At 70.0% G+C, this 15,348-nt stretch carries 12 protein-coding genes and 1 pseudogene; 8 read left to right on the top strand and 5 right to left on the bottom strand.

The annotated features are described in order from the left end of the window. Positions 1-155: 155 nt before the first annotated feature. Complete coding sequence (locus B1729_RS12075) at positions 156-608, bottom strand: GNAT family N-acetyltransferase (protein ID WP_163617560.1); 453 nt, start codon at positions 606-608, stop codon at positions 156-158. A gap of 212 nt (positions 609-820) precedes the next feature. Between B1729_RS12075 and B1729_RS12070 the strand changes: the two genes are divergently transcribed. Continuing rightward, positions 821-3,037, top strand: coding sequence for an NADP-dependent isocitrate dehydrogenase (locus B1729_RS12070; protein ID WP_163617561.1), 2,217 nt, complete (start codon positions 821-823; stop codon positions 3,035-3,037). Between the two features lie 72 nt (positions 3,038-3,109). Here the strand turns inward: B1729_RS12070 and B1729_RS12065 are convergent, their stop codons facing one another. After that, positions 3,110-5,203 carry a L,D-transpeptidase gene (locus B1729_RS12065; RefSeq protein ID WP_239539613.1) on the bottom strand — a complete coding sequence of 698 codons (2,094 nt, stop codon included), beginning with the start codon at positions 5,201-5,203 and terminating at the stop codon, positions 3,110-3,112. A gap of 219 nt (positions 5,204-5,422) precedes the next feature. Here B1729_RS12065 and B1729_RS12060 point away from each other — a divergent pair, with 219 nt between their 5' ends. The 7 genes from B1729_RS12060 (at position 5,423) to B1729_RS12030 (ending at position 12,633) form a co-directional block, all read left to right on the top strand. After that, positions 5,423-6,616, top strand: a complete 1,194-nt coding sequence (locus tag B1729_RS12060) for an ROK family transcriptional regulator (protein ID WP_163632927.1) — start codon at positions 5,423-5,425, stop codon at positions 6,614-6,616. A 136-nt stretch (positions 6,617-6,752) separates the two neighbouring features. Next, positions 6,753-8,087, top strand: a complete 1,335-nt coding sequence (locus B1729_RS12055) for an extracellular solute-binding protein (protein ID WP_163617563.1) — start codon at positions 6,753-6,755, stop codon at positions 8,085-8,087. Between the two features lie 77 nt (positions 8,088-8,164). Then, positions 8,165-9,154, top strand: a complete 990-nt coding sequence (locus B1729_RS12050) for a sugar ABC transporter permease (RefSeq protein WP_239539612.1) — start codon at positions 8,165-8,167, stop codon at positions 9,152-9,154. Continuing rightward, positions 9,154-10,071 (top strand): carbohydrate ABC transporter permease, encoded by a 918-nt coding sequence (locus B1729_RS12045; protein WP_163617564.1) that lies wholly within the window; start codon positions 9,154-9,156, stop codon positions 10,069-10,071. The genes B1729_RS12050 and B1729_RS12045 overlap by 1 nt, the downstream gene beginning before the upstream one ends. A 46-nt stretch (positions 10,072-10,117) precedes the next feature. Further along, on the top strand, positions 10,118-11,092 hold the full coding sequence (locus B1729_RS12040; RefSeq protein ID WP_163632925.1) for an ROK family protein: 975 nt from the start codon (positions 10,118-10,120) through the stop codon (positions 11,090-11,092). After that, complete coding sequence (locus B1729_RS12035) at positions 11,085-11,864, top strand: glucosamine-6-phosphate deaminase (protein WP_163617566.1); 780 nt, start codon at positions 11,085-11,087, stop codon at positions 11,862-11,864. The genes B1729_RS12040 and B1729_RS12035 overlap by 8 nt, the downstream gene beginning before the upstream one ends. A gap of 16 nt (positions 11,865-11,880) precedes the next feature. Then, a complete protein-coding gene (locus B1729_RS12030; RefSeq protein WP_163632923.1) occupies positions 11,881-12,633 on the top strand; it encodes a hypothetical protein in 753 nt (250 codons plus the stop codon). Between the two features lie 121 nt (positions 12,634-12,754). Here B1729_RS12030 and B1729_RS12025 read toward each other — a convergent pair whose 3' ends face one another. The 3 genes and pseudogenes from B1729_RS12025 to B1729_RS12015 all read right to left on the bottom strand — a co-directional run. Further along, positions 12,755-14,146 (bottom strand): FAD-linked oxidase C-terminal domain-containing protein, encoded by a 1,392-nt coding sequence (locus tag B1729_RS12025; protein ID WP_239539611.1) that lies wholly within the window; start codon positions 14,144-14,146, stop codon positions 12,755-12,757. Beyond that, positions 14,143-14,535 (bottom strand): YrdB family protein, encoded by a 393-nt coding sequence (locus tag B1729_RS12020; protein ID WP_163617569.1) that lies wholly within the window; start codon positions 14,533-14,535, stop codon positions 14,143-14,145. Before B1729_RS12020 ends, B1729_RS12025 begins: the two co-directional genes overlap by 4 nt. A 23-nt stretch (positions 14,536-14,558) precedes the next feature. Beyond that, positions 14,559-15,348, bottom strand: a pseudogene (locus tag B1729_RS12015) (hypothetical protein); the annotation flags it as partial.

The raw sequence follows: 15,348 nt of genomic DNA, 5'->3' as shown, positions 1-15,348 counted from the left end.
CTCACACTAGCGGTTCACCCGCAAGCGTTTCGACGACGGAACGAGAAGGCGACGAGGCCTCGATGGGGGAGGGGTATTCGAGGCCCCGCCGCCGGTCTCTGGGGCGCCCGAGGGCGCTGCGTGGGGAAAGCTGTCGGTAATGGTGCGGGTAGGCGTCAGAGACGGATCTCTGCGATGACTTCACCGTACTCGGTCTCGCCGACCGGTGTGAAGCCTACGCGCTCGAAGAACTGCTGCGGGCCGCCTTCTCCGGCTTCGTAGATGACGCAGAGGTGGTCCATCCCACGGTTGCGCGCCTCTTCGATGAGCCCCTTCACGGCGAAGCGGCCGACGCCGCGGCCCTGGTCATCGGCGTCGACGTTGATGCGCCACAGCACCGAGCGGAAATGATCCACCGGGTTGTCGGGGTCGAAGTTGGCGCTGACGAAGGCGACCACCTCCTCGCCGTCGAGCACGACGCGCTGCCACGTCGTCTGCGGGTTGACCACGGTCGCCGCGATGCCGTAGCTGACGGGGGAGAGGTACTCCTCCTGGCCGGGCTTCAGCGACAGATTGTTGACCGCCACGATGGTCGCGGCGGACAGTTCGACGAGTCGCAGATCACCCATGGGGCCCAGGCTAGCCCGGATGACGACATCCAGCACTCCGCGGGTTCGGGATTTACACGGTGTTCACGCGCGACGTCGTCTCGATCTCGAGTGGTGACATCGGGCAGGAACCGCAGAAACACGGCCCTACCAGGAGCAGAGATCTCTTGACGTCGAGATATCTCGGGTGCTTGCGATAGGCTGATGGCCGACCCGCAAGAAGGACGTGACAGGTGACCGACTCCACCATCATCTACACCTACACCGACGAGGCTCCGGCTCTCGCGACCGCATCGTTCCTGCCGATCGTGCAGGCCGTGACCCGCCAGGCGGGGGTGGATGTCGAGACACGTGACATCTCGCTCGCCGGCCGCATCCTCGCGGCGTTCCCGCAGAACCTGACGCCTGAGCAGCAGGTCGGCGACGCGCTCGCCGAGCTCGGCGGCCTGGCGACGCTGCCCGAGGCGAACATCATCAAGCTGCCGAACATCTCGGCATCGATCCCCCAGCTGAAGGCCGCGATCGCCGAGCTGCAGTCGCAGGGCTACGACATCCCGGACTATCCGGACGAAGCGCAGTCCCTCGAAGACAAGGACGTCCGCGCGCGGTACGACCGCATCAAGGGCTCGGCTGTCAACCCCGTGCTGCGCGAGGGCAACAGCGACCGTCGTGCGCCGCTCTCGGTGAAGAACTACGCCCGCAAGCACCCGCACCGCAACAAGCCGTTCCCGCAGGGGTCGAAGACCCGTGTCGCGACCATGGGGCACGACGACTTCCGCTCGAACGAGAAGTCCTTCGTCTCCTCCGGCGACGACGTGCTCACCATCCAGCACGTGGGCGCCGACGGCACGGTCACCGAGCTCAAGACCGGCCTGAAGGTGCTGCCTGGCGAGATCATCGACGCGACCTTCCTCTCGGCCGCCGAGCTCGACGCGTTCCTGGCGCAGACGCTGAAGGATGCCGCGGCCGACGACGTGCTCTACTCGGTGCACCTCAAGGCGACCATGATGAAGGTCAGCGACCCGATCATCTTCGGCCACGTCGTCAAGGCGTACTTCGCCGACGTGTTCGAGAAGTACGGCGACAAGATCGCCGAGGCGGGCCTGACCCCCAACGACGGCCTCGGCGCGATCCTCGCCGGTCTTGCGTCGATCGAGGGCGGCGAAGAGATCGCGGCGGCCATCACGGCCGACCTCGAGCGCGGGCCCCGCCTCTCGTACACGAACTCCGACAAGGGCCTCACGAACCTGCACGTGCCGTCCGACGTGATCGTGGATGCCTCGATGCCGGCGCTCATCCGCAACGGCGGCAAGCTCTGGGGCGTCGACGGCGGCGAGGACGACACCCTTGCCGTCATCCCGGACTCCTCGTACGCGAGCGTCTTCCAGACGGTCATCGACGACGTCAACGCGCACGGTCCGCTGGACCCCGCGACGATCGGCTCGGTGCCGAACGTCGGCCTCATGGCCCAGGCGGCCGAGGAGTACGGCAGCCACGACAAGACGTTCGAGATCGCCGCCCCCGGCGTCGTGCAGGTGCGCAACGCCGCCGGCGACGTGCTGCTCGAGCACGACGTGCAGCCGGGTGACATCTGGCGCGCCACGCAGACCAAGGACGTCGCCATCCGCGACTGGGTGAAGCTCGCCGTCACGCGCGCCCGCGCGAGCGGCGCCCCCGCGGTGTTCTGGCTCGACGAGACGCGCGCGCATGACGCGGAGCTCATCGCCAAGGTGAAGACCTACCTCGCCGACCACGACACCGAGGGCCTCACGATCGAGATCCTCGCCCCGGCGGCGGCGACGCAGTACTCGCTCGATCGCCTGCGCAAGGGCGAGGACACGATCTCGGTGACCGGCAACGTGCTGCGCGACTACAACACCGACCTCTTCCCGATCCTCGAGGTGGGCACGAGCGCCAAGATGCTCTCAATCGTCCCGCTGCTGTCCGGCGGTGGACTGTTCGAGACCGGCGCCGGGGGATCGGCGCCGAAGCACGTCCAGCAGCTCGTCGCCGAGAACTACCTGCGCTGGGACTCGCTCGGCGAGTTCTTCGCGCTCGCCGCCTCGCTCGAGCATCTCGCCGACGACACCGGCAACGTCAAGGCGCAGGTGCTGGCCGACACGCTGGATGCCGCGACCGGCACGTTCCTCGAGAACGACAAGTCGCCGGGGCGCGCGCTCGGCACGATCGACAACCGCGGCAGCCACTTCTACCTGACCCTGTACTGGACCCAGGAGCTGGCCAAGCAGCAGGCCGACCCCGAGCTCGCGGCGGCCTTCGCCCCCGTGGCCGAGGCGCTGGCCGCGGCCGAGGAGCAGATCGTCCAGGAGCTCGTCGCGGTGCAGGGCGCGCCCGTCGACATCGGCGGGTACTACCGCCCCGATGCCGAGCTCGTGACCGGCGTGATGCGTCCGTCTGCCACGTTCAACGCGGTGATCGACGGTCTCTGACCCGCACGCAGATGAGAAGAGCGGATGCCCCGTCCCGGGGCATCCGCTCTTCTCATCTGTTCAGGGTGTGGGTCAGTTATGCACCGACACCTCCGTGCCGACGCGCGACCAGTCGTAGATGAACTTCGCGGCGTCGTCCCACATGTTGACGCAACCGTGGCTCTGCGGGAATCCGAGGGAGGAACGGAAGGCGCTGGCTCCGTGGAAGGCGATGTCCGGATAGAACCAGGTGACCCACGGCACGTCCTCGGTGCAGTAGCTGTTCACCGCGTTCGGGTTGTAGCACAGGGCGCCCATGTCGGTGATGGACGTGTACGCGTAGACGGTGAAGTTCCCGGTCGGGGTCCCGGTGCTGGCGGCCCCCGACGAGATCACGAACGACTGGACGACCTGATCGTTCTCGAAGAGCGTCGCCCGCTGCGTGCTGAGGTTGACATCGATCCGCCGGGCGAGGTTCGTCGTCGTGAACGGGGTCGCGGTGACCGGCAGCTGGTAGACGCCGTCACCGCCGGCGAGCTGGTCGGCGAACGCGGCCGCGATGCCGTCGGTGCTGTCGAGGCTGCGGCCCTCGACGCCGCTGGAAACCGGGTTGGGCAGCGCCTTGCCTGCGCTGTTCGTCACGACTGTCGCGTTGACGGCGTCGCGGTTCACGAGGCCGGGCAGGGTGTCGACGACGCTCTGGATCTTCTGCTCGTCGACATCGACGATGATCGCGCCGTCGTCGCCCTGGTCGAGCGTGATCCACGATGCCGCCACCGCGGGATCCACGGGCACGGTGCGCTCGTCGCCGACGTAGAAGCCGATGTTCGAGAGCACGCCGTTGAGCTTCGTCGCCGTGTCGGCGGCGGTCTCGGTCGAGATCGCCGCAGGGATCTCAGCGATGACAGGGTCGACGTTCACGCTCGCCTTGCCGGCTTCGAACGCGGCCTGAAGCGCCTGCTGCACGGTGGCGACATCGACGCCGCTGCCGGACGCGGCGGGCGTCGAGACATACGACGTCGACGCGGTGTCGAATGCGACCGTCGCGTCGATCGGGTCCGTGAAGAGGTCGGGCGCGGCATTCTGCAATGACTCGACCGCGGTGGGCGTGTCGATCTCGACCTCGGCGCCGGTCTGAGCGAACCACGCCGTCGGGTTCCACATCGGGTGCTCGGCGAAGGCCGCGTCGGCGAGGGCCTGGGCGTCGACCGACGCTCCCAGCTCGGCGCCTGTGAGCTCGACGTCGCCGCCGTCGCCGGTGAGCACCACCGTGGTCTCGGCCAGCCGCTGCTCGATCGCGCCGGCGGCGGCACCGGGTGTCATCCAGCCGACCGCGACGCCGGCGACCGTGGTGCCCGGGGCGATCAGCAGCAGCGAGGTGACGACGAGGCCGAGGACGGCGACGCCGGCTGCCGCGCTGATCCAGATTGCGGTGTGCTTCTTCTTGGGCTTCGGCTCCGCGGGAGCCCAGGAGTACACGGTTCCATCCGCCGCGGTTTCGGCGGGAGCTGTCGAGGGAGCGAAGTCGGTTGTGGGTGCGGGTGCCACGGCCGGAGCGGGCGCGACGTCGAGGGATGCGGCCGGTGCCAGCACGGCGGTCGCCACGGCGACGGTCTCGAGGTCGGCGTCGGGCGCGTTCTCGGACGCGACCTCTGGGACGTCGGAGTCGACCTCGGCCTCCGGCCCGTCGGCGTCGTCCGTATCGACCTCCGACTCCGGCTCATCGGCGTCAGGCTCTTCGGCCGCGGGCTGCTCGGCGTCGGAATCCTCCGCCTCGGGCTCCGTGGCCCCGGTCTCTTCGGCCTCGGGCTCCGTGGCCGCGGTCTTTTCGGCCTCCGCCCCGGGCTCTTCGGTCTCGGGGTCCGTGGCCTCGGTCTCTTCGACCTCCGCCCCGGGCTCCGTGGCCTCGGGATCGGTAGCCTCGGGCTCCTCTGCGGATTCAGGCTCCGCAGTGTCGGCTTCGGCCTCGACGGCGGGGGAGACCTCAGTGCCCGCCGAGGGCACGTCGGAGTCCGCCGTGACGGCGTCCGCCTGAGTCACGGCATCCTGTTCGTCCGAAGCGTCCGAAGCGTCCGACGGCTCGAAATCGGCCGTGGCGGTCGCCTCGGTGTCGACGTCCTGCTCAGTGTCGACGGCGTCATCCCCGGACGCCTTTCCGGCATGTGACTGGGTCGCCAGATCTGTCACGCCTCACCCCCGAATGTGATCAACGCGTTCCCTCATGGTAAGGGACGCGAACCGGTCGCGAGGTCACGTCCTCATCACAGACGAATCGCCGGTCACGCACGGAAACCGACGCACCGCGCCGCAATTGCCGTGGACACGCAGGTCACGGTTTTGTAAAGCATCCGTTCAAATATCGCCGAAGACTTGCGAAAAGGTGGTTCGTAAGGTCTACTAACAAACATGTCACCCACGGAAGCGCAACGCGGCCCTTCCCTCGTCGACGCGCCGCACACCGGGAATGCCCGAGCGTTCGCCCCCGGACGCACGCTGCGTCAGGGGACCAAAGTACTCCCCGAGCACGCCCGCGGTCACAACCGCGCTCTCGTCCTGCAGACGCTGTTCCATCAGGGAGCGATGAGCCGGGCCGACCTCTCCCGCGAGACCGGGCTGACACGCGTCACCATCTCGGATCTGGTCGCAGAGCTCATCGCCGACGGCTTCGTCGCAGAGATGGGCGTGCGCGAGGCCTCCGGCCCCGGCAAGCCGGCGATCCTCGTCGACCTCGACCACGCCGGGCACCGCATCATCGGGCTCGACCTGTCGGGCAGCGACACCTTCATCGGCGCGGTGCTGACGCTCGACGGCAGCATCGTCGCCCGGCGCGAAGTCGCGCTTCCCGCCGACGAGGACGTCGTCTCGACCGTGGTCGAGCTCGCTCGTGGACTCGTCGCGGACTCCCACGCGCCCGTGCTCGGCATCGGCGTCGGCACGCCCGGTGTCGTCGACGACCGCGGTGTGATCCTCACTGCGCCGAACTTCGGCTGGGCGGGCTTCGATCTCGAAGGGGCGCTGCGCAGTGCTCTCGGGGTGCCCGTCCTGGTCGCCAACGACGCCAATGCGGCGGTGCTGGCGGAGTACACGTTCGGCGGCGCTCCGGACGACGTGCTGCTGGTCAAGGTCGGGCGCGGCGTCGGCTCGGGGCTGCTGCTCGCGGGCCAGCCCATGCGCGGGAGCCGCTTCGCGGCGGGTGAGATCGGCCACGTCACCGTCGGCACCGACGGCGGTCCGCAATGCGCGTGCGGGAAGGTGGGATGCCTCGAAGCCTGGCTGTCGGTGCCCTCGCTGTCGTCGCGGCTGGGTGCGGCATCCGATTCCGAAGCCCGCGAGGGGATCCTCCGCGACGCGGGGGAGCGGCTCGGCATTGCGCTCGCCCCCGTGGTCGGCACACTCGACGTTTCGGAGATCGTGCTCTCCGGCCCCCCTGAACTCCTCGGCGGCTCCCTCGCGGAGCAGACCGTCGAGACCCTCCGCGCGCGCACTCTCGCGCCGTCCGTCGACGAAGGCGTGCGCGTGCGGATGACGGAGCAAGGCCAGGACATCGTCCTGCGCGGCGCGGCCGTCATGGTCCTGTCAGGACAACTCGGGGTGTCCTGACGCAGCGCCATCGCTCCGGAGGCTCCCCAGGGAGCCGCTGGTCGCACCGTCCGGGCCGACGCCCGGAACCCCGGTTCCCCCCGGATGGGTCACCCGGCCCACCCGAACACCCACAGAAGACACGAAAGAAGACACCATGAAGAAGACGCTCGGAGCCGTAGCGCTCATCGGCGCCTCGGCACTGGTGCTCGCCGGCTGCGCCGGCGGGACCACCCCCGGTGGATCGGACGACGCCGCGGGGTTCGACCCCGAAGGCGCCGAGAACCAGAACATCACTTTCTGGGTCATGGGTGGCGACACCCCCGATGAACTGCGCGAGTACCTGAAGGACGAGTACAACGCGGCCACCGGCGGCACCCTCACGATCGAAGAGCAGTCGTGGGGCGATGCGCTGACCAAGCTGGCCAACCAGCTTCCCGATGCCAAGAACACCCCTGACGTCACCGAGATCGGCAACACCTGGTCGCCGACCTTCACCACCTCGGGTGCCTTCAGCGACCTGAGCGCCGTCTACGACGACCTGGGCGGCGACGACCTGCTCCAGTCGTTCGTCGACGTCGGCACGGTCGACGGCGCGCAGTACGCGCTGCCGTACTACTTCGGCTCGCGCTACATCACGTACCGCAAGGACATCTGGGAGGCCGCGGGCCTCGAGGTGCCCACGACGCTCGAAGAGTTCAACGAGGACGTCAAGACGCTCCGCACGGCCGACCAGTCGGGCTTCTACCTCGGCGGCGAGGACTGGCGCAACGGCGTCTCGTGGATCTTCGCCAACGGCGGCGAGCTCGCCACGAAGGACGGTGACAAGTGGGTCTCGACGCTGAGCGACGAGAAGACCATCACCGGCCTCGAGCAGTTCCAGGACCTGTTCCAGAACGCCTCGAACGCTCCGGCGACCGAGGACGACAGCACGCCGTGGGTCAACATCAACAACGACAAGACCGGCAACCCGCCGACGGCCGCCACGATCATCGCACCCGGCTGGGCGCACTGGTCGATCGGTGACTTCGTCGAGGAGAAGACGGCTGACGACGGCACCGTGTCGGAGGTCCGCGAGTGGAACGACGACACATTCGGCGTCTTCCCGCTCCCTGGCACGACCGCGGGTGAGGCGGCTCCCGTCTTCGCCGGCGGCTCGAACGTCGGAGTCTCGGCGAAGAGCGAGAAGCAGGCGGGCGCCAAGGAGCTGCTGCGCATCATCTTCTCCGACGAGTACCAGCAGATGCTCGGCGAGAACGGCCTGGGCCCGGCGAACACGAAGTTCGTCGACTCGCTCGGCGACGACATCTTCGCCACCGCGCTCATCGACTCGGCCCTGAACTCGAAGCTCACCCCGGCCGCGCCGGGCTGGGCCGCGGTCGAGGGCCAGAAGATCCTCGAGGAGTTCTTCGGCAAGGTCGCGGCGGGTGGCGACATCCCCGCGCTGGCTGAGGAGTACGACGAGAAGATCGACGCCATCATCAACGGCTGAGACCTTCAGCAATCCCGGGGTCGCGGACACGCGTCCGCGACCCCGGTCCCCTGCGACACCCCCTGAAGGAGGCGGGCATGGCGGTTCCTGCCCCCACCACACTGAAGCCGAAAGGCAAGCTCCGCGCCGGCAGCGCCGAGCGCGGCGGTCGCTCCGACGAATCCGTCGGAGCCCGACGCCGCACACCGGTTCCCCTCTTCCTGCTGATCCCCGCGATCGCCATCCTGCTGTTCGGCATGGGCTATCCCGTCGTCTGGCAGATCATCACGTCCTTCCAGAAGTACGGCGCCCTGCAGCAGCTCGGCGGCAAGGCCCCCGACTTCGTCGGCCTCGACAACTACATCGCGGTCGCCACGAGCCCCACGTTCTGGGAAGTCGCGATCCGCTCGGTGCTCTTCTGCCTCGTCACGGCACTGATCACGGTCGTCGTCGGCATGGCACTCGCCCTGCTGATGACCCGCGTCCCCTCGGGCGTGCGCATCACCCTGCAGATCGCGCTGCTGCTCGCCTGGGCCATGCCCGTCGTCGCGGCGATGACGGTCTGGATCTGGCTCTTCGACCGCCGTCGCGGCGTCGTCAACTACCTGCTCGACCTCATCCCGGGCGTCGACATGAACCAGTTCAACTGGATCGGCGGCGAGCCGTTCGTCTTCTTCATCGTCGCCTCGATCATCGTGACGTGGATGTCGGTGCCCTTCGTCGCGTTCTCGGCCTACGCCGGCCTCACGCAGGTCTCGACCGAGATGGTCGAGGCCAGCCAGCTGGACGGCGCGACCGGTTGGCAGCGGCTGCGCTTCATCGTCTTGCCCATCATCCGCCCGGTCATCATGATCGTGCTGCTCCTCAACCTGATCTGGGATCTGCGTGTGTTCACGCAGATCACGATGCTCCAGGACGCCGGGTCGAACTCCAGCGACTACGACCTGCTGGGCACCTACATCTACAAGATGGGCGTCGCCGGCCTGAACTTCGGTCAGGGCGCGGCGATGGCGATCTTCGTGCTCGCGCTGACGATCGTCCTCAGCTGGTTCTACATCCGCAGTCTCTTGAAGGAGGACCAGGTCTGATGTCCGCGTCCGCACAACTCGCGTCTCCGCCGGCGCCGACCCGGCCGGCAGCCATCCGGACTTCCGCACCGGCGGCGAAGCGCCGGCGCCGCGGCTCGGCCGCGACCTGGGGCTGGAGCATCCTCGCGATCATCGCCGCCCTCATCTGGGTGTTCCCCGTCTACTGGATGGTCAACTCGTCGATGCTGTCGTCGGCCACCCTGGAGTCGTTCACCCCCACGTTCCTGCCGTTCGGCGGCTCGTTCGCCAACTACCGCGGCGTCGTCGACGGCTCGTTCTTCAGCGCGCTCGGCATCAGCGTCGCCGTCACGCTGATCGCGGTGTTCTTCTGCCTGCTGTTCGCCTTCCTCGCGTCGGTCGCGATCAGCCGGTTCCGCTTCCGCGGCCGCACCACCTTCGTGCTCGCGATCCTGATCATCCAGATGCTGCCGGCCGAGGGCCTGTTCATCGCGCAGTACAAGATGATGAGCGAGCTCGGGCTGCTGTCCAACGTCTTCGGCCTGAGCCTGCTCTACATCGCTGCCGTCGTGCCGTTCACGGTGTGGATGCTCCGCGGCTTCGTCACGGGTGTTCCGGTCGAGCTGGAGGAGGCGGCGATGGTCGACGGCCTCAGCCGCACCCAGGCCTTCATGCGCATCACGCTGCCGCTGCTCGCACCGGGGCTCGTGGCATCCGGCGTCTTCGCCTTCCTGCAGTGCTGGAACGAGTTCACGGTCGCGCTGGTGATCATGAACGCCGAGAACCAGACCCTGCCGTTGTGGCTGCGCGGCTTCGTGCAGCAGAGCTCGAGCCGCGCGATCGACTGGGGCGAGGTGATGGCCGCATCGACCATCGTCGCGATCCCGGTCATCGTGTTCTTCGTGATCGTCCAGGGCCGCATGACCAGCGGACTCGTCGCGGGGGCGGTCAAGGGCTGATGCGCGCGCAGCAAGACACGGCCTTCCTCCGTGGGGAGGCCGGCCGATGAGGGTCGGGCTGGACATCGGCGGCACCAAGACCGACGCGGTCGCGGTCGACGACACGGGGGCGATCGCCGGGCGAATCCGCATGGCGACCGGCTGGGGCCCGGATGCCGTGGGCCAGACGGTCGTCGACGCGGTGCGCTCACTCGGGGCCGAGGCAGGTGTGGACCTGTCGGCCGTGCGGTCGGTGGGGGTCGGCATCCCGGGTCAGATCGAGCCCGGTTCCGGTCGCGTCGTGCACGCGGTGAACCTCGGCGTCGACGAGATGGACCTGGCGGCGATGGTCGCACCGAAGCTGCGCGTCGTCGCCCCGGGACTGCGGCTGCCCGTGCAGGTCGAGAACGACGTCAAGGCGGCGGCGCTCGGCGCGCAGGCGCTGCACACCCGCAACGGCTCGCCGGCGCCCGGTTCGATGGCGTACCTGAACCTCGGCACGGGCATCGCGGCGGGAATCGTGTCGGACGGCGTGCTGTGGCGCGGCGCGCGCGGCACCGCCGGCGAGGTCGGGCACATCTCCGTGGACCCGAACGGCCCGCTGTGCCGCTGCGGTCAGCGCGGCTGCATCGAGGCGTTCGCGGGCGGGGGAGCGATCGCCGAGCGGTGGGCGAAGCGCTCGGCGCTGCCGGTGCGCGACGTCTTCGACGCCGCCGATGAGGGCGATCCGTCGGCTCGGCAGCTGCGAGCCGGACTCGCGCGCGGTGTGGCGGCCGCGGTCCGGGTACTGGTGCTGACGGCGGACGTCGATATCGTGGTCCTCGGAGGGGGTGTGACGGCCTTGGGCGATCGACTGATGACGGATGTCGCAGCCGAGCTCTCGGCCAGTGCCGAGGCATCCCCGTTCATGCGCTCGCTGCACCTGACCGACCGGGTCGAGCTGCTGCCGCCGGGTTCACCGGCCGCCGCTCTCGGCGCGGCGCTGGTGGGTGCCGAGGGCGACGCCGCACACGACGCCCAGGAGGCATTGGTTCATGGCTGAGATCGTCATCGTCCGAGACAAGGCAGCCGCGGGTGCCCTCGTCGCCGACCACATCGCGGGTCTGCTCCGCGCGAACCCCGAGACGGTGCTGGGCCTTGCCACCGGCTCGACGCCGGTGCCCGTCTACGAGGCGCTGCGCTCGCGCCTCGACGGCGTCGACGTGTCACGTGTGCGCGGGTTCGCGCTCGACGAGTACGTCGGCATCGACCCGGCGCACCCTGAGAGCTACCGCTCGGTCATCACGCGCGAGGTCGTCGAGCCACTCGGCCTCGATCCGTCGCGCATCCGCACGCCGGACGGCACCCCCGAGGGCATCGAGCACCACGGCGAGGAGTACGAGGCCGCCATCCGCGAGGCGGGCGGCATCGACCTGCAGATCCTCGGCATCGGCACCGACGGCCACATCGGGTTCAACGAGCCCGGTTCGTCGTTCGCGTCGCACACCCGCGTGAAGACCCTGACCGAGCAGACCCGCCGCGACAACGCCCGCTTCTTCGACTCGATCAACGATGTGCCCATGCACTGCATCACGCAGGGCCTCGGCACCATCCTCCGTGCACGGCACCTCGTGCTGCTGGCCTTCGGCGAGGGCAAGGCCGCCGCCGTCGCGGGCGCCGTGGAGGGGCCGCTGTCAGCGTCGCTGCCCGGTTCGGCGATCCAGCTGCACCCCCGCGCGACCGTGGTCGTCGACGAGGCTGCGGCGTCGCAGCTCGCCCGCGCCGACTACTACCGCTACGCCTACGACAACAAGCCCGACTGGCAGGGCATCTGAGCCGTAGTCTGACGGCATGACGGATGCCGCCGACGGCGTGACGGTCCCCCCACCCGTTCCACAGGGCACCGGCGCGCCGCGCGACGTCGCCGGGGCCACGGCGGCGCCGGCGCGGGCCCGCGCTGACGGGCTGGCGCGGACCCTCATGCTCGGCGGTGTGCTCCTCATCGTGAGTGCTGTCGCCGCGTTCGCGGCGCCGAACGCGTTCGGCGCGAGTCTGCCGTTCCACACTGTCCTCTACTGGGGTTCGGTCGCCGCGTTCTCGACGAGCGTGCTCGTCTTCGCCTTCGGAGTGGGGCGCGGCGGCAGCATCATCGAGCGACGCCCGTTGGGCGTGACGGCTGCGCTCGTCCTCGCGCTGTGGCCGTTCGCGGAGCGCGTGCTGACGTGGGCGATGCCCTTCAGCGACGGCACCGCCGAGTTCTATCAGGTCTGGGGCTACGTCTCGCTGACCGTGAGGATTGCCGCGGCGGTCGTGCTCGTGGTGCAGATCGCGCGCGCCGGCGTCGTGACCGGACGGGTGCGCTGGGCGCCCGCGTGGGCGCTCGCCGCCGTCGTCGTGCCGCAGATCCTCGCCCAGGTGCTGCTGATCGCGATGGGGATCGACCAGAGCAGGACCGAGGTCGACGGGCTGATCCTGCTCTTCGGGCTGGGACAGCTCGCGTCGTTCGCGGCGCCGGTGACCCTCGGCATCGTGGCCATCGTCCTCGCGCAACGTCCCCCGGCACCCTACGGCGACCCCGTGCAGATCTATCCGCCCGCCGCCTGACAGAGCCCTTGGGCCGACGTGCCCGTGCCGAGATCAGGTGATTTCGCCGGGGTAGGGCGTTTCGGCGCGAATTGTCCTACCTCCGCGAAGTCACCTGATCCGGCGACGCGACCGGGCGGATTCAGGGGGCGAAGACCTTGCCGGGGTTGAGGATGCCCTGCGGGTCGAAGACGCGCGCGATCTGCCGCTGCAGCTCCCATTGATCGTCGCCGAGCTCGTCGGCGAGCCAGCGGCGCTTCAGCACGCCCACGCCGTGCTCGCCGGTGAGGGTGCCGCCCAGACGCAGGGCGGCGCGGAAAAGGTCGTCGGCCGCCGCCCAGATGTGCTCGGGCGCCTCGACCACGCCGAACTCGTCGGGCTCGCCCGCGAAGATGAAGTTCGGGTGCAGGTTGCCGTCGCCCGCATGGGCGACGGTCGGGATGACGATGCCGTGCTCGCGCTCGACGCGCGCGATCTCGTCGAACATCGCGGGAAGGGCGCTGCGGGGCACCGAGACGTCTTCGATGAGCGCCGTGCCGAGCGACTCCATGGCCGGGTGCATCGCGCGGCGGATCGCGAGGAGCCGCTCGCCCTCCGCCGGGTCGTGCGACACCGCCACGTTCCCGCCGGCGACGCGCAGCACCGCGGCGATCGCGTCGGCCTCGGCGACGGCCGTCGCCCCGTCCGTCTGAATCGTGAGCTGGGCGGCGCCCGGCGTGGGCGCGTCGAGGGACAGCAGCGCGTGCACGGCCGCGAGGGAAGCGGCATCCATCAGCTCCATGATCGCGGGCTGCGCACCGGACGCGGTGACGGCGGCGGATGCCTCGGCCGCCGTCCGCACGTCGGAGAAGGTGGCGGCGATCGTGCAGACCTGGCCGGGCACCAGCCGGCGCAGCTTCAGCGTCGCGCCGACGACGACACCGAGCGTCCCCTCTGAGCCGATGACGAGCGACGTCAGATCGAGACCGCTCACGCCTTTCACGGTGCGGTGCCCGAGACGCAGCAGGCGTCCGTCTGCGAGCACGACATCGACGCCGAGCACCGCATCACGCACCGCGCCGTACTTCGCGCAGAGCAGGCCCCCGGCGCCGGTAGCGATGTTGCCGCCGACCGTGGAGATGGCACGGCTCGCGGGATCAGGCGCCCACCAGAGTCCATAGGGCTGGAGTGCGGCGTTCAGGTCGGCGTTCAGGATGCCGGGCTCGACCACGGCGAGGAGATCGTCGGGACGCACCTCGAGGATGCGGTCCATCCCGCGCACCGAGAGGGCGATCTCGCCGTGGCCCGCGTTCGCGCCGCCCGCGAGCCCGGTGCCGGCGCCGCGCGTGACGACCGGGGTGCCGGTGCGGCTCGCGATGCGGAGGGTCTGCTGGACATCCGCGACACTGCGCGCGTGGACGACGGCGATCGGCTGACCGGATGCCGCATGCCCCGACTTGTCGGCGCGTGCGGCGGCGAGCGACTCCGGCGAGGTGTCGATGCGGTCGCCGAGTTCCGCGCGCAGCAGGGTGAGCGCGTCCGCGCCCGGGTTCACGACAGACGCCGGCGGCCGGCGATGACTCCCGCGGTGACCGCGACGACGCCGAAGGCGAGCCCGATCCAGGCGTTGCCCATCGACCACCATGCGATGGTCGCCGACGCGTACACGAGCAGCTCGACGATCGCCCGCACGAACGGGTGCACCGCGAGCACCGCGCGCGGCGACACGAACAATGCCCAGAGCAGGATCGCGACCGCCGGTGCCGCGATTCCGGCGACGATGTTCCACGGGAACGGCCACATCGTGAAGCCCCACAGCGCGAGGGTGCCGAAGGCGAGGATCTCGCAGACGAAGGCGACCAGGTCGATCGCCGAGAGCGGCGCGCGGGTTCCCGGTGCCGGTTCGGCAGGGGGGACGGGCGTGACGTTCGGCGTGTCGGACATGGCCTCCAGTCTACGGCGGGGTGCTAGGACATCGCGGCCGCAGGAAGGGCGGGCGACGCTGCCGTGACCGGTTCCGCGTCGTCGGCGAGCGGCGCCGCGGCCGTCGGCAGAACCGGCGACGCAGCGGTCGGAGCCTCGGGAGTGGCGGGTTCGGAGGCCCGCGTTCGGGATGCTGCCACGGACGCGGTTGCGGAAGCTCCCCGCTCCGACGGGGTCGGACCGGCCGGTGCGGTGGATGCGCCCGCGGTGGCGGGGGTCGCCGCGGTGGCGGGGGTCGCCGGGGTGGCGGGCTCCGCCGGTTCGGCGGGGTCGGCCGGGGTTGCGGCTGCGCCGGGGGTCGCCGGGCGGGCCGGGGTTGCGGCTGCGCCGGGGGCCGCCGCGCGGGCCGGGGTCGCGGGTGTGGCGGGAACGGCGGGTGTCGTCGCGGTCGCCGGGCTTGCCGGAGTCGCCGGAGAGGCCGCGGCCGCGCCGGCAGGCGTCGAGACGCGGCCTGGGGTGAGGGATGCCGAGCGGGTCGCGGAGCGGCTCGCCGCGGCATCCGTCCCTGCGTCGTCCTGAGAAAGGCCGACCGGCGCTGGCGTCGCCGCTGCTGACGCCGGCGCGTCGGTACGGGTGGAGCGCAGGCTCTGTCCGGAACGCAACGCGCGCGGCGTGGTCGGGGTGCCGATGGCGAGGATCACGGTGTCGGTGTCGGTGTCGGTGTCTTCCGTCTGCGCGCCGAGCACGGCAGCGATCCCGTCGGCGTCCGCGTTGCCGTTGCTCATCCGCGAGGCGTGGACCTTGCCGTTCGCCGCGCCGTTGCCGGTGCCGGTC

The sequence above is a fragment of the Microbacterium sp. B35-04 genome (assembly GCF_010634885.1).
Classification (GTDB): domain Bacteria; phylum Actinomycetota; class Actinomycetes; order Actinomycetales; family Microbacteriaceae; genus Microbacterium.
The sequence above is the reverse complement of the archived record's forward strand: the minus strand, read 5'-3'. Positions and strand labels throughout refer to the sequence as shown.

Excerpts from the sequence above, each read along its gene's own strand:
- B1729_RS12020 (WP_163617569.1), bottom strand. The coding sequence starts at position 14,535 with ATGTCCGACACGCCGAACGTCACGCCCGTCCCCCCTGCCGAACCGGCA.
- B1729_RS12035 (WP_163617566.1), top strand. The coding sequence starts at position 11,085 with ATGGCTGAGATCGTCATCGTCCGAGACAAGGCAGCCGCGGGTGCCCTC.
- B1729_RS12060 (WP_163632927.1), top strand. The coding sequence starts at position 5,423 with ATGTCACCCACGGAAGCGCAACGCGGCCCTTCCCTCGTCGACGCGCCG.
- B1729_RS12030 (WP_163632923.1), top strand. The coding sequence starts at position 11,881 with ATGACGGATGCCGCCGACGGCGTGACGGTCCCCCCACCCGTTCCACAG.
- B1729_RS12045 (WP_163617564.1), top strand. The coding sequence starts at position 9,154 with ATGTCCGCGTCCGCACAACTCGCGTCTCCGCCGGCGCCGACCCGGCCG.
- B1729_RS12050 (WP_239539612.1), top strand. The coding sequence starts at position 8,165 with ATGGCGGTTCCTGCCCCCACCACACTGAAGCCGAAAGGCAAGCTCCGC.
- B1729_RS12055 (WP_163617563.1), top strand. The coding sequence starts at position 6,753 with ATGAAGAAGACGCTCGGAGCCGTAGCGCTCATCGGCGCCTCGGCACTG.
- B1729_RS12040 (WP_163632925.1), top strand. The coding sequence starts at position 10,118 with ATGAGGGTCGGGCTGGACATCGGCGGCACCAAGACCGACGCGGTCGCG.
- B1729_RS12075 (WP_163617560.1), bottom strand. The coding sequence starts at position 608 with ATGGGTGATCTGCGACTCGTCGAACTGTCCGCCGCGACCATCGTGGCG.